Below are 18,042 nucleotides of genomic sequence, written 5' to 3'. Positions count from 1 at the left end.
CACGAGAACGGTCCCGGGTGATCTCACCCGGGACCGTTCTCGTGCGGTGCCACTCGCGACCGAGTCAGCGCGGCCGTGGAGCGCCTCAGTCGTCGACGAGGACGTCGTCGAGCTCGTCGCCCTCGGCGGACAGCGCGTCCTTGACCGCCGCGAACGCCACCGACGGGTTGTGGCCCTTGCGGCTCAGCGCTCCCACGGCGCGCCGCACCCGCTTGTCCCGGTCCAGCCCTCGCGTGCGCGCGACGAGCTTGCGGGCGAGCTCCGCCGCCACGACCCGCTCGTCGTCGCCGTCAATCTGTTCCAGGGCCTCGGTGGCGGTCTCCGCATCGACCCCGCGGCGGTGCAGCTCGGCCGAGATCGCGCGTCTCGCCTGGCCCTTCTCGGTGTGACGTGTGCGGACGATCATCTCGGCGTACTGGGCGTCGTCGATGAGGCGAACCTCCTCGAGTCGATCAAGCACCGGGGTGGCCACGTGCTCGGGGAATCCCTTGCGCGCGAGCGAACGAGCGAGCTCGGCGCGGCTCTTGGGTGCCGCCGTCAGGGTTCGCAGCACGGACTCGCGAGCGAGCTCCGCGGTCTCTTCGACGGTGATCTCACCCGTCTCGAGTCGTTCGCCCACGCTCGGGCGGCCGCGGCGCTCCCCCTCGCCGCGACCGCCCTGCTGCCTGCCTGCCATCAGCGCACGCTCGTCAGAACGGCGCCTTCTTGGCCTTGGCCGCCGACGACCTTGTCGCCGACTTCGCCTTGGCGGAGGTCTTGCCGTCGTCCGGCCCCGCCGCTGATGTCGCAGAGTCGGCCGACCCTGCGGCCCCCGCCACCGGCTCGGCGCCGCCCCCTTCCGCGGGGGCGTCGACCTTGGGGCCGACGCCGAGCTTCTCCTTGATGCGCTTCTCGAGCTCGTTGGCCAGGTCGGGGTTGTCACGCAGGAAGGCTCGGGCGTTCTCCTTGCCCTGCCCGAGCTGGTCCCCGTCATAGGTGAACCAGGAACCGGACTTGCGGACGAACCCGTGCTCCACGCCCATGTCGATCAGGCCACCCTCGCGGGAGATGCCGACGCCGTAGAGGATGTCGAACTCGGCCTGCTTGAACGGCGGGGCCATCTTGTTCTTGACGACCTTGACCCGCGTGCGGTTGCCGACCGCGTCGGTCCCCTCCTTGAGGGTCTCGATCCGGCGGATGTCCAACCGCACCGAGGCGTAGAACTTCAGCGCCTTGCCGCCCGTGGTCGTCTCAGGTGAGCCGAAGAACACTCCGATCTTCTCGCGGAGCTGGTTGATGAAGATCGCCGTGGTGCCCGAGGAGCTCAGCGCGCCGGAGATCTTGCGCAGCGCCTGTGACATGAGCCGGGCCTGCAGGCCCACGTGGCTGTCGCCCATCTCGCCCTCGATCTCCGCCTTGGGCACCAGGGCCGCGACGGAGTCGATGACGATGACGTCGATCGCCCCCGACCTGATGAGCATGTCCGTGATCTCCAGCGCCTGCTCACCGGTGTCCGGCTGCGAGACGAGCAGCGCGTCGGTGTCCACGCCGAGCTTCTTCGCGTACTCCGGGTCCAGCGCGTGCTCGGCGTCCACGAACGCCGCGATGCCGCCGTTGCGCTGCGCGTTCGCCACCGCGTGCAGCGCGATGGTCGTCTTGCCGGAGGACTCCGGGCCGTAGATCTCGACGACGCGGCCCCGGGGCAGTCCACCGATGCCGAGCGCGACGTCGAGCGCGATGGACCCGGTCGGGATGATCTCGACCGGGGCGCGCCCCTCCTGGCCCAGGCGCATGACGGAGCCCTTGCCGAAGCTGCGGTCGATCTGGGCGAGCGCGGCTTCGAGAGCCTTCTCGCGGTCTTCCGGTGCTGGCATGTTGGTCACCTTCGTGTTCTGGGCGCGGCCGCGCGCCTTCGGCTTGCTGTTCATGTTGTCGATGACGCTACTGGGCGCCACCGACAAACCACCCGCGCTCCGGCCTCGCTGTGGACGGCTGCCGCGGAGATCCTGCTGTGGACACACTCTAGCCGAACATCTGTTCGATCCGCAGGGTGCCGGCGTCGGCGTGTCGCGGCCGGACCCGCCGACGAGCCGCGGAGCCTCCAGCCGCCGGGCCGCCGGGCCGCCGGACCGCAGGGCTCAACGCGGCGGGGGCGCCTGCCGGTTCCGGTCGGTGCCCCACCGGCGGGACTCCGGCACGTCGAGCGCGTCGCACAGCGCGTGCCACACGTCACGCGGCTCGACGCCTGCCGCGAGCGCGTCGGCCGGCGTGCGGTCGCCGAGCCGGGGCAGCACCTGCTCGGCCACGAGCGTCCGGCCGAGGGCCCTGCCGAAGACCTCGTCGACGAGCTGGGAGAAGTCGGAGTAGCGCACGGTCCCAGGGTGCCACGGCATCGGGCGCCTGTCGGTGGTGCGGTGCACGATGGGGCGGTGGCCCCGATCTCCCACGACCCTCTCGCCCGGTTCGCGCCCGCCACCCGGGCGTGGTTCACCGACGCGTTCGACGGCCCGACGGCGGCACAGGCGGGCGCGTGGGAGGCGATCGAGGGCGACCAGCACGCGCTCGTGGTGGCCCCGACCGGTTCCGGCAAGACGCTGGCGGCGTTCCTCTGGGCGATCGACCGCCTCACCTCCGGCTCGCTCCCCCAGGATCCGGCACACCGGTGCCGGGTGCTCTACGTCTCGCCGCTGAAGGCCCTGGCGGCCGACGTGCAGCGCAACCTGCGCGCCCCGCTCGCGGGCATCCGGCAGGCCGCTGCCCGCGACGGCGGCGTCGCGCACGAGGTGAGCGTCGGCATGCGCACGGGCGACACCCCCGCGTCCGAGCGCCGTGCCTTCGCCACCCGGCCGCCGGACGTGCTCGTCACGACCCCCGAGTCGCTCTTCCTCGTGCTCACCTCGGCGGCACGGACCGGCTTGGTCGGCGTCGAGACCGTCGTCGTCGACGAGATCCATGCGGTCGCGGGGACCAAGCGGGGCGCACACCTCGCCCTCACCCTGGAGCGGCTCGACGAGCTCCTGGACCGTCCTGCGCAACGCGTCGGGCTGTCCGCGACCGTGCGTCCCGTGGACGACGTCGCCGGGTTCCTGGGCGGCGGCCGCCCCCGTGCCGAGGGCGGTCGTGAGGTGGTGGTCGTCCAGCCGGCGGCCGACAAGCGCTGGGACCTGCAGGTCGCCGTCCCCGTGCCCGACCTCACGGACCTGGGCGCCGCCGAGGAGCCCGACCTGTCCGGTGCCGCGGCAGCGCCCCAGCGCCAGGCCTCGGTGTGGCCGCACGTCACGGACCGCGTCGTCGACCTCGTCGCGGCGCACCGCTCGACGCTCGTGTTCACCAACTCGCGGCGCGGGGCGGAGCGGCTCACCGCGCGGATCAACGAGACGTGGGCCGAACGACAAGGGCACCCCCTCGCGGACCCCGGTGCGGACCAGGCCGCGCAGGCCCCCGGGCAGTCGGGCACGGCCGCCGCTCCGCCCGACGGCGCGCCCGTCCTGGCCCGTGCTCACCACGGCTCCATGAGCCGTGCCGAGCGCACCCGCACGGAGTCCGACCTCAAGGCGGGCCTGCTGCCGGCCGTCGTCGCGACGTCGTCCCTCGAGCTCGGCATCGACATGGGTGCGGTCGACCTCGTGGTCCAGGTGGGATCGCCGCCGTCGGTCGCCAGCGGGCTGCAGCGCATCGGGCGAGCGGGCCACCAGGTCGGCGCGGTGTCGCGTGGCGTGGTGCTGCCCACCTTCCGGGGCGAGCTCGTGCCGGCGGCCGTCGTCGTGCAGCGGATGCAGGACGGCGAGATCGAGCCGCTCCACGTGGTGTCCAACCCTCTGGACGTGCTGGCCCAGCAGGTGGTCGCCGCACTCGCCATGGACGACTGGCATGCCGAGGAGCTGCTCGCTCTCGTGCGCCGCTCCGCGCCGTTCACCGGCCTCGGGGACGCCACCTGGCACGCCGTGCTGGACATGCTCGCCGGCCGCTATCCCAGCGAGGAGTTCGGCGAGCTGCGCGCCCGGATCGTCTGGGACCGGGTCACCGGCCGGCTCACCGCCCGTCCCGGTGCCCAGCGCCTGGCGGTCACCAGCGGCGGGACCATCCCCGACCGCGGCCTGTACGGCGTCTTCCTCGCCGGGGACGACGGCGGCCGGGGCGGCAAGCGGGTCGGTGAGCTGGACGAGGAGATGGTCTACGAGTCCCGGGTCGGTGACACGTTCACCCTGGGTTCCTCGACCTGGCGCATCGCGGACATCACCCCCGACCGGGTGGTCGTCACGCCTGCCCCCGGGCTGCCCGGCAGGCTGCCGTTCTGGAAGGGCGACGCCCCCGGACGTCCGGCGCCGCTCGGCCGCGCCGTCGGGGCGTTCGTCCGCGAGGCGGACAGCGCCCTGGTCGCGGACCCGCAGGCAGGTCGTGCCCTCCTGCGGACCGCCGGGCTGGACGCGTGGGCCGCGGACAACGTCGCCGGCTACCTGACCGAACAGCGCACCGCCACCGGCCGGCTGCCGGACGACCGGACCGTCGTCGTCGAACGCTTCCGAGACGAGCTCGGCGACTGGCGGGTGGTCATCCACTCGCCGCTGGGCGCGCGCGTGCACGCCCCGTGGGCCCTGGCCGTGGCGGCCCGGCTGCGCGAACGTCTCGGCGCCGACGTCTCGGCGATGCCCGGTGACGACGGCATCGTGCTGCGACTGCCGGGCGACTCGCCCTGGGACCTCGACGACGCCGGGGCGCCAGGCGCCGAGCCCGTCGTCACGACCGAGGACCTGCTCCTCGAGCCTGACGAGGTCACCGACACCGTGCGCACCGAGCTCGGCTCCTCGGTCCTCTTCGCGGCCCGGTTCCGCGAGGCGGCCGCCCGCGCCCTGCTGCTGCCCCGCCGTCGCCCCGACCGGCGGTCGCCCCTGTGGCAGCAGCGCCAGCGTGCCGCCCAGCTCCTCCAGGTGGCGTCCGCGCACCCCGACTTCCCGATCATGCTCGAGGCGGCCCGCGAGTGCCTCCAGGACGACTTCGACGTCGCGGCCCTGCGCATCCTCATGGCCGACCTGGCCGCCGGGCGGGTCCGCCTCGTCGAGGTGACCACGCCGGAACCGTCGCCCTTCGCCCGCTCCTTGCTGTTCGGCTACACGGCACAGTTCCTGTACGACGGCGACGCCCCCCTCGCGGAACGACGCGCGGCGGCGCTCTCCCTCGACCCCGCGCTCCTCGCCGAGCTGCTCGGCGAGCAGGGGGCTACCGACCTCGCCGACCTCCTCGACCCGGCCGCGGTCGAACGCACCGAGGCCGAGCTGCAGGGTCTGGCACCCGAACGGCAGGCCAAGGATGCCGAGGGGGTGTGGGACCTGCTGCGGCGGACCGGCCCGCACCCGGTCGCGGCGCTGCGCGCCCGTACCCGCGAGGACGCACGCGACGATGTCGAGGGGTGGCTCGACGAGCTGGAACGGACGCGACGGGTCTGGCGCGTGCGGGTCGCCGGGAGCGAGCAGTGGGCCGTGGTCGAGGACGCGGCACGTCTGCGCGACGCCCTCGGTGCCGCCCTGCCCACCGGGCTGGCCGACGCGCACACCACCCCCGTCCCCGACCCGCTGGGCGATCTCGTCCGCCGGCACGCACGGACGCACGGCCCGTTCTCCGCCGCCGACGTCGCACGCCGGTTCGGCCTCGGCGTCGCGGTCGTGGCCGTGGTCCTCTCGCGCTTCGAGGCCGACGGCCTGCTGGTGCGTGGCGCCCTGAGGCCCGAGGTGCTCGGCGGCACCGGGGACGACCTCTGCGACCCGCGGGTCCTGCGCACCCTGCGCCGTCGCTCCCTCGCCACGTTGCGAGCGGAGGTCGAACCGGTCGAGCCGGAGTCGCTCGGCGTGTTCCTGCCCCGCTGGCAGGGCATCACCTCGGCCTCCCTGCGCGGCACCGACGGCGTGCTCCGAGCCGTCGAGCAGCTGGCCGGGTCCGCCGTGCCGGCCTCCGCCCTGGAGACGCTCGTGCTGCCCGCGCGCGTGGCGGACTACTCCCCCGCGCTGCTCGACGACCTGACGACCACGGGCGAGGTCCTCTGGGCCGGGCACGGGTCGCTCACCGGTGGTGGCGGCGGTGACGGGCTGGTGAGCCTGCACCTGTCCGACGACGCGCCGCTCACGCTCGCCACGCCGTCCGAGCTCACGCCGGACGGCCCGCTCGACTCGGACCTGCACCGCGTCGTGCTGGACCTGCTCTCCGGCTCCGGCGGATACTTCCTGCCCAGGTTGGCCGAGCTCGCCGACGCCTCACCCCACGACACCCTCGAGACCCTCTGGGACCTGGTGTGGGCAGGCCACGTCACCAACGACGGGCTCGCCGTGCTCCGCGAACGGGTCGGTGCGGGCGGCGGAGCGCATCGCGCGCCGCGGAGCCCGGCGCGCGCACGGCCCGTCCGCCGGTCGCGGTTCGCTCTGTCCCGACCTGCGGCTCCGCGCGGTGGTGGCGGACGGTGGTCCGCCCTGCCCGTCCGCGAGGCGGACCCCACGCTGCGCACGCACGCACTGACCCAGGTGCTGCTGGACCGGCACGGCGTGCTCACTCGCGCCGTCGCCCCCTCCGAGGGTGTCGCCGGGCGCTTCCGCGACGTCTACCGGGTCCTGTCCGGGCTCGAGGAGCGCGGAGCCGTCCGCCGCGGCTACTTCGTCGAACGTCTCGGTGGTTCCCAGTTCGCCCTGCCCGGAGCCGTGGACCAGCTGCGGGTCGACGCCGCCGAGCGGGACCGGCTGCGCGCCGACCCGGATGCGCCCCGCTCCGCCGTGCTGCTCGCGGCCACCGACCCCGCCAACCCCTACGGTGCCGCCCTGGCCTGGCCACGGCCCTCGCGCGGGTCGGGCGACGCGCCCGTGCACCGACCGGGGCGCAAGGCAGGATCCGTCGTCGTGTTGACCGCCGGTTCCCTCACGCTCTACGTCGAACGTGGTGGCCGGACCCTGCTGTCGTTCACCGACGATCCGGCCGAGCTCGCGCCCGCGGCGGCACAGCTCGCCGACGCCGCTCGCGCGGGGCGACTGGGCAAGGTGCTGGTGCAGCGCGTCGACGGGGCACCCGCACTGACGGCAGCACGAGAGCGTGGACCGGTCGTCGCGGCCCTGCTGGATCAGGGATTCGGCATCACGCCGCAAGGTCTACGGGTCGCGGCTCGCTGACAGCCAGCTCGATCGAACCGGACGAGGACGTCGTGCCCGGCGCCTCGCGGTCGATCGTGTCGGCCAGCAGGAGCAGGTACCCGATCATGAGGACGAACCCGATGCGCTCGAGCAGCCCGAAGGCGGCGATGCCCGACCCGACAGCGGCGAGCGGCAGATGAACTGCCAGGAAGGCCATCACGAGCACTGCCAACGACACCGTCGCCCGCTGCAACCGGCGGGGCGACGCGGATCGGGGCACCGTGACCCGCCGCGCTACGCAATGACCCACCACGGGCAGCACCACGAACGCCGCCGCCGCACTCGTGCGGTGCACGGCCGCGGAGAGGGTCGTCGCCACCCCGGGCGGGTCGGTGGGAAAGACCCCCACCAGCACCATCGCCACCGCGAACACGATCATCGCGACCCCGGGGAGCGGGCCGGCCGCCAGCCCGGTCCGGTACGCCCGCGCCACGAGGACCATGCCGACGACGGCCAGGACCGTGCCGCCGAGCAGGATTGCCTCGCCACCGCCCGGAACGAAGGCATAGAAGCTCACGGGATCGAGCACGGGGTCCACGACGGCGGCGCCCAGCACGTGCGCCGCGACCATCGCGGCGAGCGCCAACGCACCCGACCAGCCCACGGTTCGCACGCTGTCGCGTCTGGCCTGGTCAGCGCGCAGTTGTCCAGCAGTGTGAGGCATGGCTCCAAGGATGTCCGAAAAGTCGGCATGAATCCATCAGGTATCGCCCTGGGCGGTCCCTGATCCGTCCTCGTGGGACCCTGATCGGACCAGGATCGACGAACGGAGACCTCCTGTGCCCGAGGGCGACGTGCTGCGGCTCACCGCCGAACGGCTCGAACAGGCGCTGCGCGGTGCTCCGCTGGTCCGCGCAGAGCTGCGCTGGCCCAGTGCGGCCGGCGCGGACCTGACCGGACGCACCGTGGTCTCGTGCGTCGCCTACGGCAAACACCTGCTGACACGGTTCGACGACGGCAGGACGCTGCACACGCACCTACGCATGGACGGCTCGTGGCGGGTCGAACGGACGGGTGACCGCGCTGCCGCCGCCCACCGGCCCGAAGTGCGTGCTGTCCTCGCGACGGCACGCTGGACGGCCGTGGGATGGCGCCTCGGGATGCTGGACCTTGGCCGCACGCACGACGAGGCGCACCTCCTCGGCCACCTGGGCCCAGATGTCCTGGGCGACGACTTCCCGGGCGACGGCATCGACGAGGGGGTGCGCCGGCTCGGCGAGCAGGGCCACCGACCGTTGTGCGACGTGCTGCTCGACCAGCGGGTCGTCGCGGGCCTCGGGACGATCTGGATGGCCGAGACGCTGCACGCCCTCGCGGTCCACCCCTGGACCCCGACGGGCACTCTCGACGACGCGGCACTGCGCCGGTTGCTGTCGACGGCACGCCGCCTCATGGGACGCAGCGTCGACGTGGGTCGAGCCCGAGGGCTGCAGCACGTGCCGCGAGCGGTGCACGGCCAGCTCGGCCGGCCGTGCCGCCGGTGCCGCACACCGATCGCGGTCGGGCAGGCGAACGAACCGCCGTACGAACGGCCGGTGTTCTGGTGCCCGACGTGCCAGGCCACGCACAGGACGGACTCGGTCGGCTGAGCCGGCCCCTCCGCCTGCGGCTCAGCCGACCGGCGTCAGGTCCTCGCGGGACGCAGCGGCACGGGAGTACATCCCGGCGAGCACGTCGGCCGGGATCGTGTCCGGCACGTGCAGCCCCTCGGCGACGGCGATCTTGTCGCTCACTTCACGCAGCACCAGCGACAGCGGTACGTCGAGCGCCTCGCAGATCGAGGCGAGCAGCTCCGAGGAGGCTTCCTTCTGACCGCGCTCGACCTCGCTGAGGTATCCCAGCGAGACCCGTGCAGCCGAAGACACCTCGCGCAGGGTGCGCCCCTGACGCTGCCGCGCGTCGCGCAGCACGTCACCGATCTCTCGTCGTAGGACGATCATGTCGCGCCCCCTTCCTTCTTCCGCCACCCCGTATCGAGGGGTGGCACTACCGTACCCCGTGCCGTGAAGGGCGCGTCGACCGGGACGCGCATCGATACGAGTTCGTGGCCTGTCTGCGATCACACCTGCCCAACGCCCGACCGGTCGCCGGTGTTCCCGGCCGACCACCAGGTGCCGGATCGTCGCCCGACCAGCACGGATCCTTCACCACTCGAGCAGCTCCACGGCGAGCATCAGGACCGCGCCGACGGCGCCGGCCCGGACGGCTGCGCGGTCGCCGTCGACGTCGAGCCGTCGCACCTGCGTCGTCGCGGGGGTGGACACCGCCACGTAGACCAGTCCCGGCGGCCGGCCGTCCTGCGGCTCGGGCCCGGCCACGCCGGTCGTGGCAAGGCCGACGTCCGCCCCGACCGTCCGCCGCACACCCGCGGCCATCTCCCGGGCGACGTCCGGGTCGACGGCGCCCCGCTCGGCGAGCAGGTCGGCGTCGACGCCGAGGAGCGCGCCCTTCAGCTCGGTCGCGTAGGCCACCACGCCACCACGGACCACCGACGACGCGCCCGGCACCTCGACCAGCGCGGCCGTGACGAGCCCTCCGGTCAGTGACTCCGCGGTCCCCACCGTCCAGCCTCGGTCCGCAGCCAGCCCGAGCAACGTCCGCGCGCTCACCCGCGAGCCCCCGACCGCTGCCCGTCACGGCGGATGCGCCAGCCCTGGACGAGGTAGTCGACGCCCGTGACGACCGTGACGGCCATCGCAGCACCCATGGCCACCCACGCAAGGACGAGGACGGCTGGGGGCAGGTGCGCCAGCGGCAGGAGGAAGAGCAGGATCGCCGCGATCTGCAGCACCGTCTTGATCTGACCGCCCCGCGACGCCGGCATCACCGCGTATCGCAGCATGCCCATCCGCATCACCGTGATGCCCAGCTCCCGCACGAGGATGACGGCCGGCACCCACCACGGCAGCTCGCCCAGCGGCCACCACAGCAGGACGAGGGCCGCGCCCACGAGCGCCTTGTCCGCGATCGGGTCGAGGATCTTGCCCAGATCGGTGACCAGGCCCCGCGACCGGGCGAGGTGCCCGTCGATCTTGTCGCTCAGCGCCGCCGCCGCGAAGATCCCGGTCGCCACGAGACGCCAGACCACGGACTGGCCGTCGTCCACGAGCAGCGCCCACGCGAAGACCGGGACGAGAGCGATGCGCACCATGGTCACGAAGTTCGCGATGTTCCACGGTGAGGGTGTGGCGTCGGTCATCCGTCCAGCCTACTGGGGCCACGGGGGCCTCGACGCCCGGCCTACCTGCCGGTGCCCGGTCTCGGCCCGGTAGTCTCGAACGGGTGCAGCACACCCCGAAGCCGCGCTCAACGGCCCGCTCCCTGGGTGTCGCGGTCGCGGCGGCCGTGCTGGGGGCCGTCACGGCGTGCCAGGCGCTCACCGACGACCCACCCGGCCCGGCGTCGACCGTCACGGCGTCGCCGGAGCCGACCGTCGCGAAGGTCTCCCCGCCCGAGCCTGCGCCGTCGGCGACGTTCACGGTGCTGGCGGCCGGGGACCTGCTCCCGCACGCACCGGTGGTGCGCTCCGCCGACGGCGGCAAGGACTTCGCGTCCCTGCTGGCCGGCCTCGATCCGTGGGTCGACGGTGCGGACCTGGCGTTGTGCCACATGGAGGTACCCGTCGCTCCGCCGGGGACGGCACCTAGCGGCTATCCCCTTTTCGCCGCGCCCGCCGAGCTCGTCGAGGCCGTCGCCACCCAGGGTTGGGACGGCTGCTCCACGGCCTCCAACCACGCCGTCGACCGCGGGTACGCCGGAGTGGTCGCGACTCTCGACGCGTTCGACGACGCAGGCCTGGGCCACGTGGGCACCGCTCGCTCGGAGGCCGAGCAGCTCGCCGCACAGCTGTACGAGCTCGAGCGGTCCGGACGCACCCTGACCGTCGCACACCTGTCCGCGACCTACGGCCTGAACGGGCTGCCGATGCCGCCGGAGGCACCGTGGGCCGTTGACCTCATCGACACGGACAGGCTGGTCGCCGACGCGGAGCGCGCACGCGACGACGGTGCCGACGTCGTGCTGGTCAGCCTGCACGCCGGTGTCGAGTACACCGAGAACCTCACCGACCAGCAGGTCGACGTCGCCGCCGCGCTCGGGGCGTCCGGAGTCGTGGACCTCGTGATCGGCCACCACGCCCACGTGCCACAACGCCTCTCCCGGGTCGACGGCGGACCCGACGGCGCGGGGATGTGGGTCGCCTACGGCCTGGGCAACCTGTTGTCGAACCAGAGCGCTGCGTGCTGTGACGCCCGGACCAGCAACGGGGTGCTCCTGTCCGCGGACTTCACCCAGGCAGGGCCCACCGGCCCGACCCTGGTGAGCGACGTCGGGTGGACCGGCACGACCGTGGACATCTCCGCCGGGCACCGGGTGCACGCGCTGCCCGACGTGCTCGACGACCCCGGGGCGACGAACCTCTCCGCTGCCGAGCTGGCCGCCCGCCAGGACCGTGTCGCCGACGCGGTCAGCGACGCGGCTCCCGAGCGGACCGGCCCACCCGAGGCCACCGGCCCCGAGCCGGTGGTCCTGCCTCGTGAAGGCACCACGGAGGACGGCTGAGGCCACCTGGCCCCAGGGTGGCGTCAGCGCACGGGACTCTCGGCGTCCGTGTCCGCCCCGTCGTGGTACTCGGTGGCCACCGGTGGCCGGTGCGAGTCCGTACCGTCCGCGTAGCGGTCCGTCCCGGCGCCGTCGGACTCCTGGTCGTAGGCGGCAGCCGGTGTCGACTCCCCGCGGATGAGGGCCAGCGCAGAGGGCAGGTCGTCCGGCTGCACCAGGACCTCCCGGGCCTTGGAACCCTCCGAAGGCCCGACGATCTCGCGGGACTCGAGCAGGTCCATCAGACGCCCCGCCTTCGCGAAGCCGACCCGCAGCTTGCGCTGCAGCATCGAGGTCGACCCGAACTGGGTGGAGACCACCAGCTCGGCCGCCTGGAGGAGCAGATCGAGGTCGTCGCCGATGTCCTCGTCGATCTTCTTCGTCGCCGCGGCCGGAGCCGTGACGTCCTGCCGGTAGACCGGCTTGAGCTGAGACTTCACGTGCTCGACGACGGAGTGCACCTCGGACTCCGTGACCCACGCGCCCTGCACACGCATCGGCTTGGACGCGCCCATCGGCAGGAACAGGGCGTCACCCTGGCCGATGAGCTTCTCGGCGCCGGGCTGGTCGAGGACGACGCGCGAGTCCGCCAGGGACGACGTGGCGAACGCGAGCCGCGACGGCACGTTGGCCTTGATCAGCCCGGTGACGACGTCCACCGACGGACGCTGCGTCGCCAGCACGAGGTGGATCCCCGCCGCGCGCGCCAGCTGGGTGATGCGCTGGATCGACGCCTCGACGTCGCGCGGCGCGACCATCATCAGGTCCGCCAGCTCGTCGACCACGACGAGCAGGTACGGGTAGGGGGCGATCTTCCGTTCGGAGCCGGGCAAGGGCTTGACCTTTCCCGCCCGGACGCCCGCGTTGAAGTCGTCGACGTGCTTGAAGCCGAAGGCCGCGAGGTCGTCGTAGCGGGCGTCCATCTCCCGGACGACCCACTCGAGCGCCTCCGCCGCCTTCTTGGGGTTGGTGATGATCGGCGTGATGAGGTGCGGGATCCCCTCGTAGATCGTCAGCTCGACCCGCTTGGGGTCCACCAGGACCAGACGCACCTGCTCCGGTGTCGCCCGCATGAGGATCGAGGTGATCAGCGAGTTGATGAAGCTCGACTTGCCGGCGCCGGTCGCCCCGGCGACGAGGATGTGGGGCATCTTCGCGAGGTTGGCGACGACGAAGCCACCCTCGACGTCCTTCCCGACACCCATGACCATCGGATGCTCCGTGCGGCGGGCGGCCGAGGACCGCAGCACGTCGCCGAGGACCACCGTCTCGCGGTCGGAGTTCGGGATCTCGATGCCGATCGCCGACTTGCCGGGGATCGGCGACAGGATCCGGACGTCGGCACTGGCCACGGCGTAGGCGATGTTGTTCGACAGCGACGTGATCCGCTCGACCTTGGTCTTCGCCCCGACCTCGACCTCGTAGCGGGTGACCGTCGGGCCACGGGTGAAGTTCGTGACCTCGGCGTCCACGCCGAAGTCCGCGAAGACCTTCGTCAGCGACTCGACGACTCGGTCGTTCACCGCCGAGCGTGTCTTGTGCGGCGCCCCCTCGACCAGCGACTCCTCGCTGGGCAGCAGGTACACCGTGTCACCCGAGAGCATCGGCTGCTCTGCCCGCCCGGGCGGGGCGGGTGAGGGCTCGGGTGCGGCGCGCACGAACGCCTCCGCACCTTCGGCCGGCACGACGGCCTCGACCGGCGCCGGCTTCGTCCCCGCGGGGACGAGCTGGGTGGCCGCCGCGCGGTCGACCCTCCGGCGTCCGCCCGTCTCGGGCTCGCCGACCGGATCGAGCGTGGCCGCCTTCTCGAACGCTTCGTCGCCGGCGTACTGGTCCAGCTCCGCGGCGGCCGCGTCCGCCGCCCTCTCGGCCTTGGTACGGCGCTTGCGGCGCTTCCGGGGCTTCGTCGATGCGTCCGACCCGTCGTGCGCGGAGACGCCGTCCGCGAGCCGCAGACCGCTGCCCGGCTCCTCGTCGTCGGCATGGTGGTTCCCGGTCAACCGGTCGTACAGGCCCCGTACCCGTTCAGGGATGCGGTGCACCGGCGTGGCCGTGACGACGAGAAGCCCGAAGAACCCCAGCAGCAGGAACAGCGGGACCGCCACCCACTCGGTGACGCCGATGACGACAGGCGTCGCGGCGAGGTACCCGATGATGCCACCGGCGTCCTGCACGAGCGCGAACCCGTCACGGGGCGAGGGCGTCCCCTCCGCGATCGCCACCAGCGAGCAGACGGAGACGACGATCAGGCTCAGACCGATGGCGACACGGGAGTTCGCCTGGCCACGCTCCGGGTGCCGCATGACACGCACCCCGAGCCAGAGCAGCAGCACGGGGACGGCGACGCCGGCCAGCCCGACCGTGCCCGCCACCACGGCATGCACGACGGTGCCGAACGTCCCAGGGATCCCCCACCACTCACGCGCTGCCACGACGAGCGCGACAGCGATGAGAAAGAAGGCCACGCCGTCTCGGCGGTGCTCCGGTTCCAGGTCTCTCGCTCCCTTGGTGATCGTGCGGGTCATGGCGCCCAGGCCGTGCGCGACACCCAGGTAGGCACCGCGCACCATCCGGACCGGCCAGGGCGGGCCCTTGCGCACCGGTCGCCGTCCAGCTGACCCGGCCCGTCCAGAGCTCTTCTGCACCCGAGACGTTGCCGTGCCCGTCCGGGCCGAGGACGCGCTGCGACGGGGCGCGGACGCCGAAGCACCTCGCCCCGACCGTGCCGCACCTCGCGAGTTCCCGGTGTTCCTCCGGGCGGTCGTCCGGGTCGCCATGATGTCCCTACCGTACCCGCGAGAGAGGACACGACGCCGCAGGTGGGCGGTAGCGTGTCCTGGGTGTCCGGCAGCCCCGCGGTACGACGGGTCAGCTCTCAGGCGGTCAGCAGCCCGACACCGAGGGTCACCACCCCGGCGGCGATGGCCAGCCCTCCGAGCGGCAGCAGCACGACGGCCCGGTTCGGGCGGGTGCGCCCGGTGCCCATGGCGGAGAAGAAGAACCCCGCGGGCATGAGGATCGCCCCGACGAGCACGCCGGTCGCGGCGAGCCACCGCACGAACCCGCCCAGCGCCGTCGCCTCGGTGAGCAGCAAGCACAGCAGCCCCAGGATCACGAGCACCCCGGCGTGAGCGTGGCCGGCGCGGAAGAACGACGCCTGGAAGTCGGTGGCCGCCACCCGGCCCGTGACGACGCGGACCATGAACGCCCCGCCGGACTCGATCGTCACGACGGCGAGCAGCACGATGCCCGCGGTGATGCGGGCGGCGTCGGTGAGCTCGAGCACGATGGCCTCCTGAGGTCGAGTTCGCGGCGAAGGTTTGCGAACACTGTTATAGAACACCGTTCGCAAACCCCCCGTCAAGAGGTCTAGGCTCACCGCATGGCTCGACCGCGCGCGCACGACGACGCACTGCGCACCCGCCTGCTCGAGGTCGCGTCCGAGGCCGTGGCCACGGGCGGCGAGTCCGCCGTGACCGTCCGCACGGTCGCCGCGGCGGCCGGCACGAGCGCCTCCGCCGTCTACGCGCTGTTCGGCTCGCGCGACGACCTCGTCGCGGCCGTGAGCGCCGAGGGCTTCCGCCGGTTCGCGGCGCACCTCGCCGCGGTACCACCCACCGAGGACGCGCTGGCCGACCTGCGCGCGCTCGGCCTCGCGTACCGGACCAGCGCGCTCGCCGACCCGCACTTCTACCGGGTCATGTTCGACCGCGCCGTCCGCCCGTCCGCAGCCGCACCGCCTGCCCTCGAGCAGCCGACCTTCCGCGTGCTGCGCGACGCCGTCGCCCGCCTGATGCCGGGCGCGCCCGACGAGCGCGTCGAGGCCGCCGCCGTCGGGCTGTGGGGGCTCGTGCACGGGCTCGTCTCGCTCGAGATCGCCGGCCTGCTCCCGGGCGACGAGGCCGAGCGAACGGCAGGGTACGCGGCCGCGGCGACCGCCGTCGGACCGGCACTGCTGGGCGGCTGATTTGGATCAACCGATTTTCGCTGGACTCTGACCGGGACCCGGCGCGAGGCTCGCCGCATGCATCTCGTGCTGCTGGGTGGAGCGCCAGGCGTCGGGAAGACGACGGCTGCGGAAGAGATCCTCGAACTCGTGGCCCGCTCGCGCGGTGGGCCGCTCGTGCAGTGGGCGGACATCGACGCCCTGTGGCGGCACCAGCCCTGGCGCGTCGACGAGCAGACCGTCGCCATGGTGCGGGCGAACATCCGAGCGGTCCTGTCCAACGCGCGCGACGCCGGGGTCGACCACATGGTCGTGACCTGGGTCTTCCAGGATGCCGGCATGCACGACCTGCTGCGCTCGCTCGCGCCGGCCGACGTCGCCACGACCACGGTGCAGCTCCTCACGTCGCCCGAGACGTGGGCCACGCGGATCGCAGGCCGCCGGCCCGGAACCGAGGACGACCCGTTCTACCTCGAGCGGTACCGGCAGGCGCAGTCCGTCGCCGCCGACCATCTCGTCATGACGGACGGCTTGCCTCCGGCCGAGGTCGCGGAGCGCGTCGCGGCCGCGGCAGGGCTGCTCGCCCTGCCCTGAGCCGACGCCGCCCCACGAGCGGCGCCAACCCCCGACCCGCACCGCACGGACCGGCCGGCGGAGCGCTACGCCTCGACGACGACGGGGACGATCATCGGACGACGCCGGAGCCGACGGTTGACCCACTGGCCGATGACACGCCGCATCACCTGCTGGAGCTGGTGGGTGTCCGTCGCCCCACCCGCGATGGCGTCCTCGAGCGCCTTGACGACGTCCGGCTGGATCTCCTCGAACACGGCGTCGTCCTCGGCCATGCCGCGCGCGAGGATCTGCGGACCCGCCAGCACCTTGCCGGTGGCGGAGTCCACGACGGCGAAGACGGACACGAAGCCCTCCTCGCTGAGGACGCGACGGTCCTTGAGCTCGTTCTCGGTGACCGCGCCGACCGACGAGCCGTCGACGAACACGTAACCGCACGGCACCGCGCCGACCACGGAAGCACGCCCGTCGACCAGGTCCACGACGACACCGTCCTCGGCGAGCACCACACGGTCGGCCGGGACGCCCGTCTTCACCGCGAGCGCCGCGTTCGCCACGAGGTGACGGACCTCACCGTGGACCGGCATGACGTTCTTCGGCTTCAGGATGTTGTAGCAGTACAGCAGCTCTCCCGCGCTGGCATGACCCGAGACATGGACCTTGGCGTTCCCGGAGTGCACCACGCGGGCACCGAGCCGGGTCAGGCCGTTGATGACCCGGAACACGGAGTTCTCGTTGCCGGGGATGAGGGAGCTCGCGAGGATCACCGTGTCGCCGTGGCCGATCTCGACGCGATGGTCGCCGTTCGCCATCCGGCTCAGCGCCGCCATCGGCTCGCCCTGCGATCCCGTACACATGTACACGAGCTCGTCGTCCGGGACGTCCCCGGTCCGCTTGAGGTCGACCAGGATCCCTGGGGGGACGTCGAGGTAGCCCAGCTCGGCCGCGATGCCCATGTTGCGGATCATCGAACGGCCGGCGAACGCGACCTTCCGGCCGTGCGCGTGAGCGGCGTTGAGGACCTGCTGGACGCGGTGCACGTGCGAGGAGAACGACGCGACGACGATGCGCTTCTCCGCCTGGGCGAACACGCTGTCGAGCACCGGGCCGATCTCGACCTCATGGGTGACGAAGCCCGGGACCTCGGCGTTGGTGGAGTCCACCATGAACAGGTCGACGCCCTGCTCGCCGAGACGGGCGAAGGCACGCAGGTCGGTCACACGGCCGTCGAGCGGGAGCTGGTCCATCTTGAAGTCGCCGGTGTGCAGCACGGTGCCCGCGCCCGTGGTCACGGCCACCGCGAGCGCGTCGGGGATCGAGTGGTTCACCGCGACGAACTCGAGGCCGAACGCCCCGACCCGGACGGTGTCGTTCTCGGCGACGACGCGCGTCACCGGCTTGATGCGGTGCTCCTTCAGCTTGGCCTCGATGAACGCCAGGGTGAGCTGGGAGCCGTAGATGGGGATGTCGCGTCGGCGGCGCAGCAGGTAGGGCACCGCACCGATGTGGTCCTCGTGGCCGTGCGTGAGGACGACGGCCTCGATGTCGTCCATGCGATCGGCGATGTACTCGAAGTCCGGCAGGATCAGGTCGACGCCGGGCTGATGGTCCTCGGGGAAGAGCACCCCGCAGTCGATGACGAGCAACCGGCCGTCGTACTCGAGGACAGCCATGTTGCGTCCGACCTCACCGAGCCCGCCGAGCGCCACGATACGCAGTCCGCCCGCGGGCAGCTCGGGAGGAAGAGGGAGTTCGGGGTGAGGGTGGCTCACATGGCCT

Annotated in this window: 15 protein-coding genes; 5 read left to right on the top strand and 10 right to left on the bottom strand. The window is 72.9% G+C overall.

Translation table 11 applies throughout. From position 1 onward, the window contains the following. Positions 1-85 precede the first annotated feature (85 nt). The 3 genes from PZC42_RS16905 to PZC42_RS16895 form a co-directional block, all read right to left on the bottom strand. Entirely contained in the window at positions 86-676 is a 591-nt protein-coding gene (locus tag PZC42_RS16905) for a regulatory protein RecX (protein ID WP_277212769.1), read from the bottom strand. Between the two features lie 13 nt (positions 677-689). Next, on the bottom strand, positions 690-1,853 hold the full coding sequence (gene recA / locus PZC42_RS16900) for a recombinase RecA (RefSeq protein WP_277212874.1): 1,164 nt from the start codon (positions 1,851-1,853) through the stop codon (positions 690-692). A gap of 264 nt (positions 1,854-2,117) precedes the next feature. Further along, complete coding sequence (locus tag PZC42_RS16895) at positions 2,118-2,351, bottom strand: DUF3046 domain-containing protein (protein WP_277212768.1); 234 nt, start codon at positions 2,349-2,351, stop codon at positions 2,118-2,120. A gap of 66 nt (positions 2,352-2,417) precedes the next feature. Here PZC42_RS16895 and PZC42_RS16890 point away from each other — a divergent pair, with 66 nt between their 5' ends. After that, on the top strand, positions 2,418-7,124 hold the full coding sequence (locus tag PZC42_RS16890; RefSeq protein WP_277212873.1) for an ATP-dependent helicase: 4,707 nt from the start codon (positions 2,418-2,420) through the stop codon (positions 7,122-7,124). On the opposite strand, the gene PZC42_RS16885 is transcribed toward PZC42_RS16890, so the two are convergent. Continuing rightward, positions 7,090-7,809 carry a DUF998 domain-containing protein gene (locus PZC42_RS16885; RefSeq protein ID WP_277212767.1) on the bottom strand — a complete coding sequence of 240 codons (720 nt, stop codon included), beginning with the start codon at positions 7,807-7,809 and terminating at the stop codon, positions 7,090-7,092. The genes PZC42_RS16890 and PZC42_RS16885 overlap by 35 nt on opposite strands. Positions 7,810-7,924: 115 nt before the next feature. Between PZC42_RS16885 and PZC42_RS16880 the strand changes: the two genes are divergently transcribed. Continuing rightward, positions 7,925-8,734 carry a DNA-formamidopyrimidine glycosylase family protein gene (locus tag PZC42_RS16880; protein ID WP_277212766.1) on the top strand — a complete coding sequence of 270 codons (810 nt, stop codon included), beginning with the start codon at positions 7,925-7,927 and terminating at the stop codon, positions 8,732-8,734. A 21-nt stretch (positions 8,735-8,755) separates the two neighbouring features. Here the strand turns inward: PZC42_RS16880 and PZC42_RS16875 are convergent, their stop codons facing one another. From PZC42_RS16875 to pgsA, 3 genes are all read right to left on the bottom strand, one after another. Continuing rightward, the gene (locus tag PZC42_RS16875; RefSeq protein WP_277212765.1) at positions 8,756-9,085 is read right to left on the bottom strand and encodes a helix-turn-helix domain-containing protein; all 330 of its coding nucleotides are present in this window, start codon (positions 9,083-9,085) and stop codon (positions 8,756-8,758) included. 204 nt (positions 9,086-9,289) lie between these two features. Further along, positions 9,290-9,754 (bottom strand): CinA family protein, encoded by a 465-nt coding sequence (locus PZC42_RS16870; protein WP_277212764.1) that lies wholly within the window; start codon positions 9,752-9,754, stop codon positions 9,290-9,292. Further along, on the bottom strand, positions 9,751-10,344 hold the full coding sequence (gene pgsA, locus PZC42_RS16865) for a CDP-diacylglycerol--glycerol-3-phosphate 3-phosphatidyltransferase (protein WP_277212763.1): 594 nt from the start codon (positions 10,342-10,344) through the stop codon (positions 9,751-9,753). Before pgsA ends, PZC42_RS16870 begins: the two co-directional genes overlap by 4 nt. 83 nt (positions 10,345-10,427) lie before the next feature. On the opposite strand from pgsA, the gene PZC42_RS16860 reads away from it, so the two are divergent. Then, positions 10,428-11,705: a CapA family protein gene (locus PZC42_RS16860; protein ID WP_277212762.1), complete on the top strand. Its 1,278-nt coding sequence runs from the start codon at positions 10,428-10,430 to the stop codon at positions 11,703-11,705. A 23-nt stretch (positions 11,706-11,728) separates the two neighbouring features. On the opposite strand, the gene PZC42_RS16855 is transcribed toward PZC42_RS16860, so the two are convergent. Beyond that, positions 11,729-14,314: an FtsK/SpoIIIE family DNA translocase gene (locus PZC42_RS16855; RefSeq protein WP_277212872.1), complete on the bottom strand. Its 2,586-nt coding sequence runs from the start codon at positions 14,312-14,314 to the stop codon at positions 11,729-11,731. Positions 14,315-14,619: 305 nt separating this feature from the next. Then, the gene (locus PZC42_RS16850) at positions 14,620-15,030 is read right to left on the bottom strand and encodes a hypothetical protein (RefSeq protein WP_277212761.1); all 411 of its coding nucleotides are present in this window, start codon (positions 15,028-15,030) and stop codon (positions 14,620-14,622) included. Between the two features lie 96 nt (positions 15,031-15,126). Here PZC42_RS16850 and PZC42_RS16845 point away from each other — a divergent pair, with 96 nt between their 5' ends. After that, complete coding sequence (locus PZC42_RS16845) at positions 15,127-15,711, top strand: TetR/AcrR family transcriptional regulator (protein WP_277212760.1); 585 nt, start codon at positions 15,127-15,129, stop codon at positions 15,709-15,711. 57 nt (positions 15,712-15,768) lie between these two features. Further along, positions 15,769-16,284, top strand: coding sequence for a P-loop nucleotide/nucleoside kinase family protein (locus PZC42_RS16840; protein ID WP_277212759.1), 516 nt, complete (start codon positions 15,769-15,771; stop codon positions 16,282-16,284). 65 nt (positions 16,285-16,349) lie between these two features. Here PZC42_RS16840 and PZC42_RS16835 read toward each other — a convergent pair whose 3' ends face one another. Then, positions 16,350-18,035 (bottom strand): ribonuclease J, encoded by a 1,686-nt coding sequence (locus PZC42_RS16835; RefSeq protein ID WP_277212758.1) that lies wholly within the window; start codon positions 18,033-18,035, stop codon positions 16,350-16,352. Positions 18,036-18,042 lie beyond the last annotated feature (7 nt).

The organism is Isoptericola croceus (assembly GCF_029382255.1).
Taxonomy (GTDB): domain Bacteria; phylum Actinomycetota; class Actinomycetes; order Actinomycetales; family Cellulomonadaceae; genus Isoptericola; species Isoptericola croceus.
The sequence above is the reverse complement of the archived record's forward strand: the minus strand, read 5'-3'. Positions and strand labels throughout refer to the sequence as shown.